Genomic DNA, 14,901 nt, shown 5'->3' on the forward strand with positions numbered 1-14,901 from the left:
GATGACCCTGTGCGACACGCGTCCGGGTGGCGCCTGCACAGGGAACATTGGTAGCCAGGCCTCTATTAGAGCGCTATCGGGGCGTCAAATACAGTCGCGTTTGCACATCAATGCATTGAAGCGGCCGCCCCCAGCCCCCTCCGCCTGCCGGGCGGCCCCACATAGAGAAAAGGCGGCCTAAGCCGCCAGCATCTCACAGCTCGATTTGCCCATCGAACACATGCTCGGCAGGGCCCGTCATATAGACAGGCTGGCCCGGCCCCTTCCAGGCGATGGTCAGCTTGCCACCGGGCAGGGAGACGGTCACCCGCTCCTTGAGCTTGCCCTGGCTCATGCCGATCACGGCGGCAGCGCAGGCACCGGTGCCGCAGGCCAGGGTCTCCCCTACTCCCCGTTCAAAGACCCGCAACCGGATCTGAGTGGCATCGACCAGCTCCATGAAGCCGACGTTGACCCGCTCGGGGAAACGTTCGTGGCGCTCCATGATGGGGCCCAGGGTCTCGACCGGCGCGGCATCGACCGAGGGCACCTCTATCACGCAATGAGGGTTGCCCATGGAGACGGCGCCGCACATGACGGTGTGATCCTGTGCCCGCAACAGATATGTCTGCTCCGCCTTCTGGGCGCGAAACGGGATCTTGCCCGGCTCGAACTGGGGAACCCCCATGTTGACCGTGACCTGATTCTCCCCTTCCAGCTGCAAGATGATGCGGCCACGGGCCGTGCTGACCGAGATGCGATCCCGGTTGATGAGCCCCTTGAGCCGCACGAAGCGAGCGAAACAGCGAGCACCGTTGCCGCACTGCTCCACCTCGCTGCCGTCGGCATTGAAGATACGGTAGTGAAAATCGAGCTCGGGATCATAGGGGGGTTCGACCAGCAACAGCTGATCAAACCCTATTCCGAAGTGGCGATCCGCCAGCTTCTTGATGACGTCACTGCTGAAGAACAGCTTCTGGGTGACACCATCGACCACCATGAAGTCGTTACCCAAGCCATGCATCTTGGAAAATTCAATTAACATCTTTTTTCCCTGCGCTGTTCAGGCCGCAACAGCAGATCGTCCACCACCATGAAGCCGTTATCCGACACCCCATGCATCCTGGATAATTCAATTAACATCTTTTTTCCCTGCGCTGTTCAGGCCGCAACAGCAGGTCGTCCACCACCATGAAGCCGTTATCCGACACCCCATGCATCCTGGATAATTCAATTAACATCTTTTTTCCCTGCGCTGTTCAGGCCACAACAAAAGATCGTCCACCATCATGGGGGCGTTATCCAACGCCCCATGCATCCTGGAGATATCAATCAACATCCTGCGTTCCTGTCCCCGTCATCACCCGCTCACATAGCCCAGAGGAGCCTTGAGAGTCAGAAAAGAGACCCTCTCGCGCTCCTCCAAGCCGGTCAAGGCAGCAGATGCTCGCCCTGCCAGAGTGACTCCAGCGGCTCACGTTCCCGGATGAGAAACGCCTGGTCACCGTCGACCAGCACTTCGGCGGCGCGGGGGCGGGTGTTGTAGTTTGAAGACATGGTGAAGCCATAGGCACCGGCCGAACGCACCGCCAGCAGGGAGCCTTCGCCAATCGCCAGGGTGCGCTCCTTGCCGAGGAAGTCACCGGTTTCGCACACCGGGCCCACCACATCGTAGAGGGCTGGCTCATGCCGGGCCTTGCTGTCGACCTCGATGATATTCATCCAGGCGCCATACAGAGAGGGGCGCAGCAGATCGTTCATGCCGGCGTCTATCAGCGCGAAGTTGCGGGTCTCGCCCGGCTTGAGGTATTCAACCCGGGTCAAGAGCACACCGGCATTGGCGACGATGGCGCGGCCCGGCTCGAACAACAGGGTCAGTTCGCGACCGGCCAGCTTGGCTTTGAGGGCCTCGGCATACTCTGTCGGGTGTGGCGGCTGCTCGGCGCCATAGTTGACCCCCAGGCCACCACCTACATCCAGGTGATGGATGTGGATCCCCTCCAGCGCCAACTCGTCGATCAGTCGCAGCAGCTTGTCCGCCGCCTCCATGAAGGGGTTCAACTCAGTGAGCTGGGAACCGATATGGCAATCCACCCCCTTGATCTCGATGTTGCTCATGGCCGCCGCCTTGCGATAGATGGCGGGGGCCTGCTCGATGGGGATACCGAATTTATTCTGCTTGAGACCGGTCGAGATATAGGGGTGAGTACCGGCATCGATGTCCGGGTTGACCCGCACCGACACCCGCGCCACCTTGCCCATGCTGGCTGCGACCCGGTTGAGGCGCTCCAGCTCGGCTTCGGACTCAAGGTTGAAGCAGAGGATCTCTTTATCGAGCGCCAGGCGCATCTCTGCTTCGCTCTTGGCGACGCCGGAGAAGACCACCTTGGCCGGATCGCCCCCCGCCGCCAGCACCCGCGACAGCTCGCCGCCGGAGACGATGTCGAAGCCGGATCCGAGGCGCGCCAGCAAGTTCAGCAGCGCTATGTTGGAGTTGGCCTTGACCGCATAGCAGACCAGGTGGGGGATGGCCCCCGCCGCCTGATCGAAGGCATGCCAGTGGCGCTCCAGGGTCGCGCGGGAGTAAACATAGAGCGGGGTGCCATGCTGATCGGCCAGCTGTTGCAGATCAATCTGTTCGGCCTGGAGCTGGCCGGCGGCGTTGTAATTAAAGTGATCCAAGGGGCGGTTCCTTCCAAATTATGACGAGTGCGGCGTAGCCTCTGGGGTCGCCTCGGCCGGGGTCTGGGGAGTGCTCTGCGAGTCTTTCGCCGGTTCGGCTTCAGACGGAGTCGACTGCTGGCTGTCCGGCTGTTCGGCCGGCGGCATATAGAGCGGGCCTTTCAGGCCACAAGCAACCAGGGTGAGCGACAGAAGAGCGGCAGACAGGCACCGGACGAGTTGAATGATCATAATGGTTCGCTGCGAAAAAAATTTTGGCCCTCTATAATCGCACTCACATTGTTAAAAGCAACAGGATAAACCGATGAAGGATCACGAGTATCACGCCCTGGTAGACACCTTTTTCCAGTATGTGGAAGACACCATAGATGCCAATTACCCGGATATCGATTGCGAGCGGGCTGGCGGCGTACTGAACCTGGCGTTCGAGAACAAGACCAAGGTCATCCTCAACAAGCAAGAACCCCTGCACCAGATCTGGGTCGCCACCCGCGAGAACGGCTTCCACTTCGAGCTGAAAGGGGACACCTGGATAGACAACCGCTTCGGCCATGAACTCAAGGCCCTGCTCACCCGCGCCTGCACCCTGCAATCTGGCGAGGACGTGACCTTCCCATGATAGATATCCACCCCGACGGGGCCCGTCATGCGGTGATCTGGCTGCATGGTCTGGGAGACTCAGGGGCCGGGCTGGCCCCCCTGGTGGAGGCGCTGGCCCTGCCCAGCGCACTGCCCATCCGCCATCTGCTGCCCGATGCCCCCGAACGTCCCATCACCATCAACATGGGCCACAAGATGCGCGGCTGGTACGACATCAAGGGCTTCGAGCGGCCGGAAGACAGGGCCGATGAGACCGAGGTGCGCGCGGCCTGCCGCCAGATTGCGACCCTGCTGGCGCAGCTCGAGCAAGAGGGCTTCGCCCCCGAGCGCGTCGTCATCGCCGGCTTCTCCCAAGGGGGCGTCATCGCCTCCTTCACCGCCCTGCGCCATCCTGCCCCCTTGGCCGGTCTGCTCTGCATGTCCACCTATCTGGCGGCGCCGGATGCCCTGCTGGCAGAACTCAGTGATGGCGCTCGCAGCCTGCCAATCTGCTACATGCATGGCATCTATGACGACGTGGTTCACCTCTCCATGGGCTGGGACGCCAGGCAGCGCCTGGAGGCCGCGGGTCTGGCCCCCCAGTGGCACGAGTACCCCATGCGCCACGAGATCTGCCGCCCTCAGCTAGGGGATATCCGCGTCTGGCTGCTGGCCTGCTTCGCCCCCTGAGACCCAGCTCACGTCCCCTATGACATGGGGCCGGGCAATCCCCGTAACAAGAAGAGGGCCTGCATTGCAGGCCCTCTTCACATCACCAGGGTGGCTTGGCTCAGCCCACGTCACGGGCCTGCACCTGAGGATCGCGCCCCAGCCCCTGGCTGCGGTAAGGAATAACGTCCAGCGTCTCCCCCCTCTCGACTATCTCATAGTACTGGGGCAGGTTGAAGTTGACGAATTGGCCATCATCGCTGAACCGTTCGTGACTGGAGGTATAGAAGCGGTTCACCCCGGCCACCAGTTCATCTTTGTTGCCGGCGAAATGCTGGTAGATTTCGACCCTGTTCGCCTCGTCCAGTATGTAGATGTTGGTGCCCGCATTGCGGGTGTCGAAGAAGAACTGCACCAGGCCCTCGCTGGCATAGGTATCCACTATGCCCGGCAGATGCTGGCTGTGGGTCTTGTCGAGGCGCAGCGGCAGGTGATCCAGCTTGTTGTGGGAGATGTGCCGGTAGAAGTCGATGGCGTTTTCCAGCTTCTTGACCGAGACCCCGCGCCGCTCGAAGAAGATGCCGTACTTCTCCTTGCCAAGGGCGAGGGTCTTGACCAGTTGCTGCTTGTCCCGGGCCAGCCGCAGCTCGATGCACTCGGCCACCAGTTGCTGGAAGCGGGAGCGCACCAGGGAGCGGAAATGCTGGCTATAGCAGAATACGGCGATGGTTTCCGGGGCAGCCGCATCCTGGTGCATCTTGCCGAGAATGGTGGTGAGGGCATCGACCACCGCCTCGTCACCACGAAAATGCAGGGTGCGGATCTCGCTCCAGGAGTTGCGATAGACCAGATCCACCGAGCCCACCAGACACTCCATATTGCGGCCAAACGAGAAGACATCGGCGCTGTTGGCATCAAACTCTATCACCTGGCCGACCCAGTGACTACTCGGATCCACCTCCAGATTGAGGTAGATGGAGAGCTGATGGATTTCGCAAGGGCGGCTCAGGGCCACGTTGGTGGCGCGCGGGTACTTGACCGGGAAAGTGCCGGAGAGATCGCGGCAGAACTGGTGCAAGTTGTCGATGTGCAGATCCGAGCCCTGATTGAACAGGTGCACCCGCGACTGGGGAGTAAGCAGATCGTTGAAATAGGCCCAGGCCACCAGCTTGCTGATGTAGCTGTTATGTTCGAGGGGCGCCCGGCCAATGATGTCAGACGGCTCAAGGGAGTGCTTGTAGAGATACCAGCCGGCGCGATTGAGGCGGCCATTGGGCACCTGCACCAGGCTCAGATCCGGCTCGCTCAGATCCGGCGCTATCTTGAGGTTGATGCGCTGCACCTTGCCCGGCAGGCTCTCGAAGGCCGCATAGAGCTTGCGCGACAAGATACCGATATCTTCCGGGTTGATGGATTCACTGATGTTGTTGCGCCGGGCGAACTGGATCAGATTACGATAACTGTGCATCAGGGCTTCGAGCAGCTCGGCATGGGCCACCTTGACCTGCTCCACTTTCCACTCCTGGCGATGATCCAGATGATGGAGCCGCTCCGGGCTCCAGCCCCAGTAAGCGACCAGCTGCTCCATCTGCTCCCGCCGCCACAGGGGCGAGCCCTCCTCGTTGGGATGGCTCAGGCCGTCACACACCTTCAGATAGAAGCAGCGGCGCACCAGATCCAGACGCTGCATGTCGCCGATGGACTTGAGGTAGTTGGTCACCTTGTCCAGCATCAGGCAGTAGTTATCCTGGCGAAAACTCATGCCCTCATGCTGCTGGAACCAGTCGCGGCTGATGAAGGAGAGCAGCCGGGTGTTCGGGTACTCGTGGGAGTAAGCCTCCATCAGCACCGACTTGAGCACCGCCTTGTAGGGCGAGTCGATCCCCTTGTAGAGCTGCCAGAGCGCAGAGCCGAAGTACTCCTCGGCCGGAATGCGGTTGAAGCTGCCCAGATCGAGCCAGTCATCCTGACTGAGCTGACCGCTCGCAAACAGGCCTGCCACATAGTCATCATACTGCTCGTCATAGGCGCGGGGCACCAGATACCAGAGCAGGCGCTTGCCCGCGATGTGCATGGCGCTGCGATAGAACTCGTCGAGCAGCAGCAGATGCTGAGCGCTGCCACAGTTCTCGCCCTGCATCTCGGCATCATTGTGTTGACGGAACTTGTCTTCGGGGATCAGGAAGAAATTGAGATCCACGCCGCGCTGCTCGGCCCACTTGGAGAGCTGCTGGCACTTGAGATCGAGCAGGGCCAGGCGATCGGGAGAGAGGCCCGCCACGTGACAGACCCAGATATCGAGATCCGAATGACAGCACTGGCCGATGGAGGAGGTGCTGCCCATGGAGTAGAGACCCTGAATGGCTCTCTCCTGGGTGCTAAGCCCACTCTGGCAGTTGGCGTTCTGGCACAGGTCTTCGATGAAGGCCTGCTGGGTCTCGTTGGCGTTGAAACTCCAGATCCCGTGAGGCACATCCCCACCCACATAACCGGGCAGCAGGGGATGATTGAAGTGCAGCATGACGGGCAGCAGTTGGAATACCTGTTGCCCATAGCGACTCATGAGACCTAGCGCTCGCTGCGTCTTGAGACGATTGATCTCGTCATAACGCGATACGAGTGCATCGAGTTGTACCAGCAATGACCTGCCTATTTGGGGGTTGCAATTGACGCACCAAAACGGGGAGGCGTCAAAAAAGTGTGATCATGTTAACAATGCAAACTGCGGTGGTAAACAAGCCCACAGCGAATAGCAGGATTATTTATGACAGCCAGATGAACGGTATCATAGGAAAGCAAATAAGGTATTTATAATCAGATAGTTGCCATTCAAGCACTCCCCAGTGAAAATCATTTCCTCCCCTTCCTTTTTCGGCCAGATCCCGCTTTTGCAGCCAGCGCCATGAAAGCCCCTGTAAAGGGTGGTAAGATCATTTTCCTTTAAATATGAAACAACTGATTGATATGGCAGCCCGTACCCTGAGAATCGCCACACGCAAGAGCCCGCTGGCCCTGTGGCAGGCCAATTTTGTCAAAGACAGGCTCGAAGCCCTGCATCCGCAACTCACCGTCGAGCTGGTGCCCATGAGCACTCAGGGTGACAAGATATTGGATACTCCGCTGGCCAAGGTTGGCGGAAAAGGGTTGTTCGTCAAAGAGTTGGAAACTGCCATGTTGGAAGGGCGGGCAGATATCGCCGTTCACTCCATGAAAGACGTTCCGGTTGAGTTTCCCGAAGGACTCGGCCTGCACACCATCTGCGAGCGGGAAGATCCCCGTGATGCCTTCGTCTCCAACCGCTTCGCCAACATTGCCGAGCTGCCCCTGGGCGCCGTGGTCGGCACCTCCAGTCTGCGCCGCCAGTGCCAGCTGCGCGCCGCGCGCCCGGATCTGGTGGTGCGGGATCTGCGTGGCAACGTCAACACCCGCCTCGCCAAGCTCGATGGCGGTGAGTACGACGCCATCATATTGGCCGCCGCGGGTCTGCTGCGTCTGGAGATGGCGGACAGGATCCGCGCCTTCATCGAGCCGGAGCAGAGCCTGCCCGCCAACGGTCAGGGGGCGGTCGGTATCGAGTGTCGCAACGACGACCTGGCGCTGCATGCCCTGCTGGCGCCGCTGGAGCACGCCGAGACCCGCATCCGGGTGTTGACCGAGCGCGCCATGAACCGCGCCCTGCAGGGTGGCTGTCAGGTACCTATCGGAGCCTATGCCCTGGTGGAAGGGGATCAGATCTGGCTGCGTGGCCTGGTTGGCCAACCCGATGGCAGCCAGGTGCTGCGTGACGAGATCCGCGGCCCCCTCGCCCAGGGTGAAGCCCTGGGTCAGCAACTGGCCGAGCGCCTGCTGGCCGCCGGTGCCGATACCATACTCGCCCAGGTCTATCAGGCATGATGGTTCAGGGTCGTCATAGAGAGCCTCGGCAGGTCCGTGCCCCTCATGCTGACCCTGTCGTGCGAGTGGTCAGGCTGACTCCTTGCCCCTTCATCACCACTCGGGAGTCGCCTCAATGACTCCTCTGGTGGTACGCCCCGCCGAACAGGGTACCGAGCTCAGCACGCTGCTTCGTCAGCATGGCCATGACCCCCACCCCTGTACCCTGCTCACCCTGGGGCCGGGCAGTGAGCTGGATAAGCTGGCCACCCTGCTGGCCGAGGCGGATGTAATTGTCGCCGTGAGCGTCCATGCCATTCTTTTTGCTGATCATTTTATGTTGCAAACTGGTCAGACCTGGCCAAATATTGACTACTTTGCCGTCGGTGCCGCCAGCGCGGCAGCCTTTGCCGATCTCGGCATCGCCGCCATGAGTCCGACGGATCCCCGCAGTGAGGGGCTGATCGCACTGCCCGAACTGCAGCAGCTCGCTGGCAAGCGGGTACTGATCCTGCGCGGCAACGGTGGCCGGGATCTCATCGCCCGAACGCTGGCCTCGAGAGGGGCTCTGGTGCACTATTGTTGCACCTATGAGCGCCACTACCCCGAATTGGATGGCCCAGCGCTGACCCGTGACTGGCAAGAGGCCGGGATCGACAGCCTGCTTATCACCAGCGGGGAGTTGTTGCAGCGTCTGCAGACGCTGGTACCCGATGATGCACACCCCTGGCTCCATGGTTGCCAGTTGGTGGTCCCCAGTCCCCGCGTGGCCGAGATGGCCGAAGGGTTGGGTTTTCTCCATATCACGATTGCCCAGGGGGCAGCCAATCAGGCCCTGCTGGCCGCCCTGGAACAGAGGAAGACGCGATGACAGAACAGCAAGAAGCCCAGGCCACTTCGCAAGAGGGGGCCGAGCCACGCCAGAGTGCGGCGAGCCAAACGACCCAGGCCAGCCCTGCGCCAACCAGGCAGAGCAAGGGGCGCGCTGGCGTACTCATGGGGGCCGTCGCCATACTGGTCGCCCTTGGGTTGACCGGCGGCCTCTACTACCACGGCCATCAGGGCGCCCTGGCCCAGCAGGCAGAGCTTGCTCAGCTCAAGCAGCAGCTGGGGGATGTCATGGGTCGGGTCGAGCGGGGTAACAGTCAGGAGCAGCAGAAGCTGGGTGAACTTGGCAAGAGCCAGCAGGCCCTGCAAGAGGAGCTGAAGGGCCTGCAGAACCGGGTGCTGGATCTCAACGACAAGCGCCCCAACGACTGGATGCTGGCCGAATCTGAATACCTGGTACGGATGGCGGGCCGCAAGCTGTGGCTCGAGCATGATCTCATCTCCGCCATCACCCTGCTCGGCAACGCAGACGAACGCATCAAGGCGCTCAACGATCCCAGCCTGATGCCGATCCGCAAGGCCCTGGCCGAAGACATCACCAAGCTCAAGGCCATGCCCAGGGTCGATCGTGAAGGGCTCACCCTCAAACTCGCCGCCCTCGAAGATCAGATAGATCAGCTGCCCCTCTCCAACGTCACCATGCCCACCGCCGAGGAGCAGGCCAATCAGGCGGTCAGCAGCAATCCGGATGAGTGGGAGAGCAATCTGAAGAAGAACTGGGTCAAGTTTACCGAGAACTTCATCACCATTCGCCGCCGGGATGGCGCTGTCGAGGCACTCATCTCGCCCCAGCAGGAGATCTACCTGCGCGAGAACCTCAAAACCAAGCTGCTCCAGGCCCAGCTCGCCGTGTATCGCGAGCAGCAAGCCCTGTACGAAGACAGCATCGACAAGGCCTCCCGCTGGCTGGCGCAGTACTTCGATACCGACAACAGCGCGACCCACTACCTGCAAGGAGAGCTCGACAAGCTCAAGGGCGAACAGATCCAGTTCGACTATCCGGACAAGTTCAGCACCCAGGCCCTGCTCGAGCAGGTTCTGACCGAGCGCCTGCAACGCATCGCGACCGGTAACTGAGGAGAGCCCCATGATCCGTTTGATTATTCTGGTTGCCGTCATGGTTGCAGGGCTGGCCTTCGGTCCCGAAGCCTCGGGCAACAAGGGTTATGTGATGATCTCCCTGGGTAATTACACCCTGGAGTCCTCGGTCACCAGCGCGGTGATCCTGGCCATCCTGTTTTATGGTCTGCTGCTCATCGTCGAGTGGCTGCTGGCCCGGGTATTTGGTCTGCGCCGCAAGACCCTCGGCTGGTACGGCTACCGCCGTCGCCGCAAGGCCAACCAGCAGACGGTGGCCGCGACCCTGGCCTTCGCCGAGGGGCACTATAGCCAGGCCGAGAAGCTGATGGTCAAGGGCGCTCGCAACAGCGAAACTCCCCTGCTCAACTACCTCTCCGCCGCCAAGGCGGCCCAGGCCCGTGGCGATGACAGCCGCCGGGATCAGTATCTGCAGCAGGCCCAGGAAGAGCACCCCAAGGCCGAGCTGGCCCTGACCCTGACCCAGACCCAGTTGCAGATAGAGCAGGGCCAGTACGAGAGCGCCCTCGCAACCCTGGAGTCCCTGCAGGCCCTCAACCCTCGCCATCCCATGGTGCTGGATCAGCTGCGTCAGGTGCGACTGGCACGCCAGGATTGGGCCGCCCTGCTGGAGCTGATCCCGGTGCTGCACAAGGTCGGCAAGCTCAATCCCAAGCAGGAAGAGGAGCTGACCCGCCAGGCCTGGGTTGGTCGCCTGCAACAAGGGGCCGACGAGGCCGACACGCTGGCTGCCATCTGGCAGGCCATGCCCAAGAAGCTGCGCCAGGATCCCGAGTTGCTGCTCGGCTATGGCCGCCAGTTGCGCAGCCTGCAAGGAGACAAGGCCGCCGCCGATCTCTGGCTCGATGCCCTGCGCCGGGATGCCTCGCCGCAACTGCTGGCCGAGTTGCCTCGTCTGCGCCTGGATGACTACCAGCCGCTGCTGACCCTGCTTGGCAAGATGCAGGACAAACCGGGTGCCCAGGCGGCCCTCGCCCAAGTCAACCTGCTGGCAGGCCATCTGGACGAGGCACAGCGACTGCTGGAGATCGAGTTGGCCAAGGCGCAAAGCGCCGCCCTCTGCCATGCCATGGGCCAGCTGATGGACAAGCGCCGGCTCACCAACAAGGCCAACGAGTACTATCGTCAGGCCCTGCAGCTCGCCGGCGTCTAGCCAGCCCCTGAGCCGAATCTGCAAAAAGAGGCCGCAATTGCGGCCTCTTTTCTATGGTGGTCGAACAACACCAGGCAGAGGATGCCTGGCGCTACCCGCCTCATGCAAGCCAAGGCTCAGGAGGTCTGCCGCTCCCACTCCCCAAGCAACCAGATTGCCTCGCTCCGGTGAGTGCCGCAGACATCCATCATGGGGCGAAAACCACCGCATACCGCGGGACGCTCGGGCAAGCCAAACAGGCGGCAACCCAGCCGCTCATCGAGCTGGACGCAGGGCACACCAGCGGGTTTCCCCAGGGGCATGCCGGGAATGGCACTGCTGATACTGGGGGCGATACAACAAGCGGCACAGCCGGCACGACATTCCATGACGATATCCATCCAAGGGGAGCGCCAGTCTATCCCAGGCCCGGACAACCTCTTATCACTATCGGTGTCAAGGCGCGGCATACAGCAAAGCCGTCATTGGGCCGGGCTTGGATTGCAATGCACATTGCCACTGCGGATCAGAGGATGATGTCGCGGATGACGTCATCTTTGCGATTCAGACAGTGGATCGACTTGATGCGACGAAGTGGATAGGCGTGACGCGTCACGTTACGGTCACCCTCAATACAACAAGCCCGGCACTGGGCCGGGCTTGGATTGCAATGCACATTGCCACTGCGGATCAGAGGATGATGTCGCGGATGACTTCATCTTTGCGATTCAGATAATGGATCGACTTGATACGACGGATGGTGCGTGACTTGCCACGGATGAGCAGCGTCTCCGTGGTCGCCATGACCCCATCGCTGCTGATCCCTTCCAGCAGATCACCCTTGGTGATGCCGGTCGCCGAGAAGATGACGTTGTCATTCTTGGCCAGGTCTTCGAGCTTGAGCACCTTGGTGACATCGATACCCAGTGCGATGCAGCGGGCTATCTCCTGCTCACCCAGGGCACGGGCATTGGCATCGTCACCCTTGACCTGATGGCGAGGAATGAGGCGCGCCTGCATGTCACCATCCAGGGCACGGATCACCGCCGCCGAGATGACGCCTTCCGGCGCGCCGCCGATGCCGTAAAGCATGTCGACTTCACTGTCCGGCAGACAGGTGAGGATGGAGGCGGCCACATCGCCGTCGGGAATGGCGAAGACGCGCACTCCCAGTCCCTGCATCTCCTTGATCGCCTTGTCATGACGCGGCTTGGCCAGGGTGATGACGGTCAGACGCGACAACGGCTTGCCGAGCGCCTTGGCAACCGCCTTGAGGTTGAGCTCAAGGGCTACATCCAGGTCGATCACCCCCTTGGCTTTGGGGCCGACGATGATCTTCTCCATATACATGTCGGGGGCCTTGAGGAAGGATCCCTTGTCACCCACGGCCAGCACGGCCAGGGCATTGGATTGGCCCATGGCCGTCATGCGGGTGCCTTCGATCGGGTCGACGGCGATGTCCACCGCATCCCCCTGACCCGTGCCCACATGCTCGCCGATATAGAGCATGGGCGCTTCGTCGATCTCGCCCTCGCCGATCACTATCTCACCATCGATATCGATCTGATTGAGGATATGACGCATGGCCGCCACGGCCGCGCCATCGGCGATATTCTTGTCGCCACGTCCGAGCCACTTGTAGCCAGCCAGTGCAGCCGCTTCCGTCACTCGGGAAAATTCGATTGCCAGTTCACGTCTCATCGCTAATCCAACCTATAGGAGCTCGAAAAACGGGCGGCATTCTACCACAAGGGCAAACCTTTGCGCGCAAAACTGCATGCTCACCGTATTTTTACCATTTTGCACAACCAATGACCGATACAGACCCGCTCAGGCTCAAGCACACAGATCCTGACGCAGCCCTCTTCATCGAACTGACATCAAATCACCACTCACTCTTCATCTGTCAGTAACCGAACCGTCATTTCACACCCCTAGCATAGCCCCGTCTTTTACAACAAAAGCTTGCAACACAAGGGATTAAGATGAAAAAGCTGACAGTAGTAGCGCTCGCGCTGAGCTCCGCTTTCCAGGCACAGGCCGTCGAAGTCTTCAAGAATGACACCACCAAGCTCGACCTCTATGGCCGTATCTATGCCGGTCAGTTCTTCGGTGACAAGAAGAAGCTCGATGACAATGGCGACATCGTGGATGACTACAGCGCCAAGCAAGGCGCCAACCAGTTTGTTCGCTTCGGTGCCAAGGTCGACAGCCAGATCAACAGCAATCTCAAGGCCCTGGCTCAATACGAGCTGCAGCTGTACGTCAATGACAGCGAGAAGACCATCAGCGAGAACTCGGACAACATGCGCACCCGCCTGGCCTTCGCCGGGGTCGGTGCCGACTGGGGCACTGTCACCTTCGGCCGCCAGAAAGGCGCCCCCGGCTTCCTGGCCGACTGGACCGACGTCTCCCTCTCCGACGGCTATGGTAACGAGGCCCTCGGCGCCACCACCGATAACTTCGCCGTCAACCGCGCCGGTTCCGTGCTCAAATACTCTGGCCTGTTCAACGGCTTCCAGGTCGACACCAGCTACAAGTTCGATGGCGGTGACACCGAAGAGACCACCAACAAGAACAGCGATGCCGCCTACGGTGCCGCGGTGGCCTATACCTTCCCGTTCAACCTCTCCCTGGGTACCGCTTACAACGTGGGCCTGCGTGACAAGAGCGGTGAAGCCGACGCCAAACTGTGGCTGCTCTCTGCCAAATATGATGACAAGAGCATCTACGCGGCCCTGAGTTACGCCGATGGCAACGACTTCCTGGCTACCGACAAGGATCACAACGGTTGGGAAGCCGCGCTGGGTTACAACTTCAGCAACGGCATCGGCCTGATGGCCTTGTGGAACAAGCAGGAGGTCCAGCAGAAAGGCAAGGATGACGTCGACTCCATCGACTACTACACCCTGGGTGCCCAGTACAAGTTCAACAGCAACTTCCGGGTGATAGGTGAATACCGCATCAACAATCTGGATAGCCAGCCGGATCAGGCCGTCGCCAACCAGGATGACTTCCAGCTGGCCGCTCGCTACGACTTCTAAGTAGCCCCTCCCCAGCGACCCAACAGGCGATGAGCGATCATCGCCTGTTTTATTTTCTGGCAACCAAATAGGGGATACATCTACCTCAGGCAAGTTTTTGCGCCATTTGATAGCAATAAACGCTGCCATGGCAATGATTTGCAGACCAATCGGGTGGCGGCGCGCAACTTATTGCTCAACCGGTTCCATTTATAACGATCGTTACAGGTAAGATATTGAAAAATAACTAATTTAACTTATGGCACGCTCCCTGCTACCTCTTGCTGAATCTTACTACTATTCGCAAAGGAGCATTTCCATGCCAACACCGTGTTATATCAGCATTGAAGGTAAAACCCAGGGCAACATCACTGCCGGTGCCTTCACCTCAGATTCCGTCGGCAACATCTTCGTACAAGGTCACGAAGACGAGATGCTGGTGCAAGAGTTCCAGCACATCGTCACCGTACCGACCGACCCGCAATCCGGTCAGCCGGCTGGCCAGCGTGTCCACAAGCCGTTCAAGTTCACCGTCGCCCTGAACAAGGCCGTGCCGCTGATGTACAACTCCCTGGCCTCCGGCGAGATGCTGCCGAAAGTGACTCTGAAGTGGTACCGCACTTCCGTGGAAGGCAAGCAGGAGCACTTCTTCTCTACCGTGCTGACCGATGCCACCGTCGTCGATATCGACTGCCAGATGCCCCATTGCCAGGATCCGGCAAAATCCGACTTCACCCAGCTGATCCAGGTCTCTCTGGCCTACCGCAAGATCGACTGGGAGCACACCGTCGCTGGTACCTCGGGTGCTGACGACTGGCGCGCCCCGATCGAAGCTTAATCTCTTCGATGTCCTTTCTTATCCGCCTGTGTGGCAACAGGCTTTGGATTTCGTGTTGAGATCTGTGCAGTTTACCCCGGCTCTTCCCGCAAGGGATGGCGCCGGGGCTTTTGTGTTTTCTCATCCGGCCTGGCGACAGG

General features: G+C 60.4%; 14 protein-coding genes. 8 read left to right on the plus strand and 6 right to left on the minus strand.

The window, feature by feature from the left end; translation table 11 throughout:
• Window positions 1–193: 193 nt before the first annotated feature.
• The 3 genes from dapF to lptM all read right to left on the minus strand — a co-directional run bounded on the left by dapF (window position 194) and on the right by lptM (window position 2,892).
• Entirely contained in the window at window positions 194–1,024 is an 831-nt protein-coding gene (dapF, locus tag BN1130_RS02275; RefSeq protein ID WP_042040021.1) for a diaminopimelate epimerase, read from the minus strand.
• A 386-nt stretch (window positions 1,025–1,410) separates the two neighbouring features.
• Window positions 1,411–2,661 carry a diaminopimelate decarboxylase gene (gene lysA / locus BN1130_RS02280; protein WP_042040022.1) on the minus strand — a complete coding sequence of 417 codons (1,251 nt, stop codon included), beginning with the start codon at window positions 2,659–2,661 and terminating at the stop codon, window positions 1,411–1,413.
• An 18-nt stretch (window positions 2,662–2,679) separates the two neighbouring features.
• Window positions 2,680–2,892 (minus strand): LPS translocon maturation chaperone LptM, encoded by a 213-nt coding sequence (gene lptM, locus BN1130_RS02285; RefSeq protein WP_042040023.1) that lies wholly within the window; start codon window positions 2,890–2,892, stop codon window positions 2,680–2,682.
• A 73-nt stretch (window positions 2,893–2,965) separates the two neighbouring features.
• On the opposite strand from lptM, the gene cyaY reads away from it, so the two are divergent.
• A complete protein-coding gene (gene cyaY, locus BN1130_RS02290) occupies window positions 2,966–3,280 on the plus strand; it encodes an iron donor protein CyaY (protein WP_042040025.1) in 315 nt (104 codons plus the stop codon).
• Complete coding sequence (locus BN1130_RS02295) at window positions 3,277–3,930, plus strand: alpha/beta hydrolase (protein WP_042040026.1); 654 nt, start codon at window positions 3,277–3,279, stop codon at window positions 3,928–3,930. The genes cyaY and BN1130_RS02295 overlap by 4 nt, the downstream gene beginning before the upstream one ends.
• Window positions 3,931–4,030: 100 nt before the next feature.
• Here BN1130_RS02295 and BN1130_RS02300 read toward each other — a convergent pair whose 3' ends face one another.
• Window positions 4,031–6,550 carry a class I adenylate cyclase gene (locus tag BN1130_RS02300; protein WP_042040027.1) on the minus strand — a complete coding sequence of 840 codons (2,520 nt, stop codon included), beginning with the start codon at window positions 6,548–6,550 and terminating at the stop codon, window positions 4,031–4,033.
• A gap of 323 nt (window positions 6,551–6,873) precedes the next feature.
• On the opposite strand from BN1130_RS02300, the gene hemC reads away from it, so the two are divergent.
• From hemC to BN1130_RS02320, 4 genes are all read left to right on the plus strand, one after another.
• A complete protein-coding gene (gene hemC / locus BN1130_RS02305) occupies window positions 6,874–7,803 on the plus strand; it encodes a hydroxymethylbilane synthase (protein ID WP_157013862.1) in 930 nt (309 codons plus the stop codon).
• 115 nt (window positions 7,804–7,918) lie between these two features.
• Window positions 7,919–8,653 (plus strand): uroporphyrinogen-III synthase, encoded by a 735-nt coding sequence (locus tag BN1130_RS02310; RefSeq protein ID WP_042040031.1) that lies wholly within the window; start codon window positions 7,919–7,921, stop codon window positions 8,651–8,653.
• Complete coding sequence (locus BN1130_RS02315; protein WP_042040032.1) at window positions 8,650–9,747, plus strand: uroporphyrinogen-III C-methyltransferase; 1,098 nt, start codon at window positions 8,650–8,652, stop codon at window positions 9,745–9,747. The genes BN1130_RS02310 and BN1130_RS02315 overlap by 4 nt, the downstream gene beginning before the upstream one ends.
• 10 nt (window positions 9,748–9,757) lie before the next feature.
• Window positions 9,758–10,921, plus strand: a complete 1,164-nt coding sequence (locus BN1130_RS02320) for a heme biosynthesis HemY N-terminal domain-containing protein (protein WP_042040033.1) — start codon at window positions 9,758–9,760, stop codon at window positions 10,919–10,921.
• Between the two features lie 116 nt (window positions 10,922–11,037).
• On the opposite strand, the gene BN1130_RS02325 is transcribed toward BN1130_RS02320, so the two are convergent.
• Window positions 11,038–11,289 carry a YkgJ family cysteine cluster protein gene (locus BN1130_RS02325; RefSeq protein ID WP_042040034.1) on the minus strand — a complete coding sequence of 84 codons (252 nt, stop codon included), beginning with the start codon at window positions 11,287–11,289 and terminating at the stop codon, window positions 11,038–11,040.
• 301 nt (window positions 11,290–11,590) lie between these two features.
• Window positions 11,591–12,601, minus strand: coding sequence for a class II fructose-bisphosphatase (glpX, locus tag BN1130_RS02330; RefSeq protein ID WP_042040036.1), 1,011 nt, complete (start codon window positions 12,599–12,601; stop codon window positions 11,591–11,593).
• A 284-nt stretch (window positions 12,602–12,885) separates the two neighbouring features.
• Between glpX and BN1130_RS02335 the strand changes: the two genes are divergently transcribed.
• Window positions 12,886–13,944, plus strand: coding sequence for a porin (locus BN1130_RS02335; protein ID WP_042040037.1), 1,059 nt, complete (start codon window positions 12,886–12,888; stop codon window positions 13,942–13,944).
• A 298-nt stretch (window positions 13,945–14,242) separates the two neighbouring features.
• Window positions 14,243–14,761, plus strand: coding sequence for a type VI secretion system effector Hcp1 (hcp1, locus tag BN1130_RS02340; protein ID WP_042040039.1), 519 nt, complete (start codon window positions 14,243–14,245; stop codon window positions 14,759–14,761).
• Window positions 14,762–14,901 lie beyond the last annotated feature (140 nt).

It is taken from the genome of Aeromonas rivuli (genome assembly GCF_000820045.1).
GTDB lineage: Bacteria > Pseudomonadota > Gammaproteobacteria > Enterobacterales > Aeromonadaceae > Aeromonas > Aeromonas rivuli.

Excerpts from the sequence above, each read along its gene's own strand:
- dapF (WP_042040021.1), bottom strand. The coding sequence starts at position 1,024 with ATGTTAATTGAATTTTCCAAGATGCATGGCTTGGGTAACGACTTCATG.
- lptM (WP_042040023.1), bottom strand. The coding sequence starts at position 2,892 with ATGATCATTCAACTCGTCCGGTGCCTGTCTGCCGCTCTTCTGTCGCTC.
- cyaY (WP_042040025.1), top strand. The coding sequence starts at position 2,966 with ATGAAGGATCACGAGTATCACGCCCTGGTAGACACCTTTTTCCAGTAT.
- BN1130_RS02295 (WP_042040026.1), top strand. The coding sequence starts at position 3,277 with ATGATAGATATCCACCCCGACGGGGCCCGTCATGCGGTGATCTGGCTG.
- hemC (WP_157013862.1), top strand. The coding sequence starts at position 6,874 with ATGGCAGCCCGTACCCTGAGAATCGCCACACGCAAGAGCCCGCTGGCC.
- BN1130_RS02310 (WP_042040031.1), top strand. The coding sequence starts at position 7,919 with ATGACTCCTCTGGTGGTACGCCCCGCCGAACAGGGTACCGAGCTCAGC.
- BN1130_RS02315 (WP_042040032.1), top strand. The coding sequence starts at position 8,650 with ATGACAGAACAGCAAGAAGCCCAGGCCACTTCGCAAGAGGGGGCCGAG.
- BN1130_RS02320 (WP_042040033.1), top strand. The coding sequence starts at position 9,758 with ATGATCCGTTTGATTATTCTGGTTGCCGTCATGGTTGCAGGGCTGGCC.
- BN1130_RS02325 (WP_042040034.1), bottom strand. The coding sequence starts at position 11,289 with ATGGAATGTCGTGCCGGCTGTGCCGCTTGTTGTATCGCCCCCAGTATC.
- glpX (WP_042040036.1), bottom strand. The coding sequence starts at position 12,601 with ATGAGACGTGAACTGGCAATCGAATTTTCCCGAGTGACGGAAGCGGCT.
- BN1130_RS02335 (WP_042040037.1), top strand. The coding sequence starts at position 12,886 with ATGAAAAAGCTGACAGTAGTAGCGCTCGCGCTGAGCTCCGCTTTCCAG.
- hcp1 (WP_042040039.1), top strand. The coding sequence starts at position 14,243 with ATGCCAACACCGTGTTATATCAGCATTGAAGGTAAAACCCAGGGCAAC.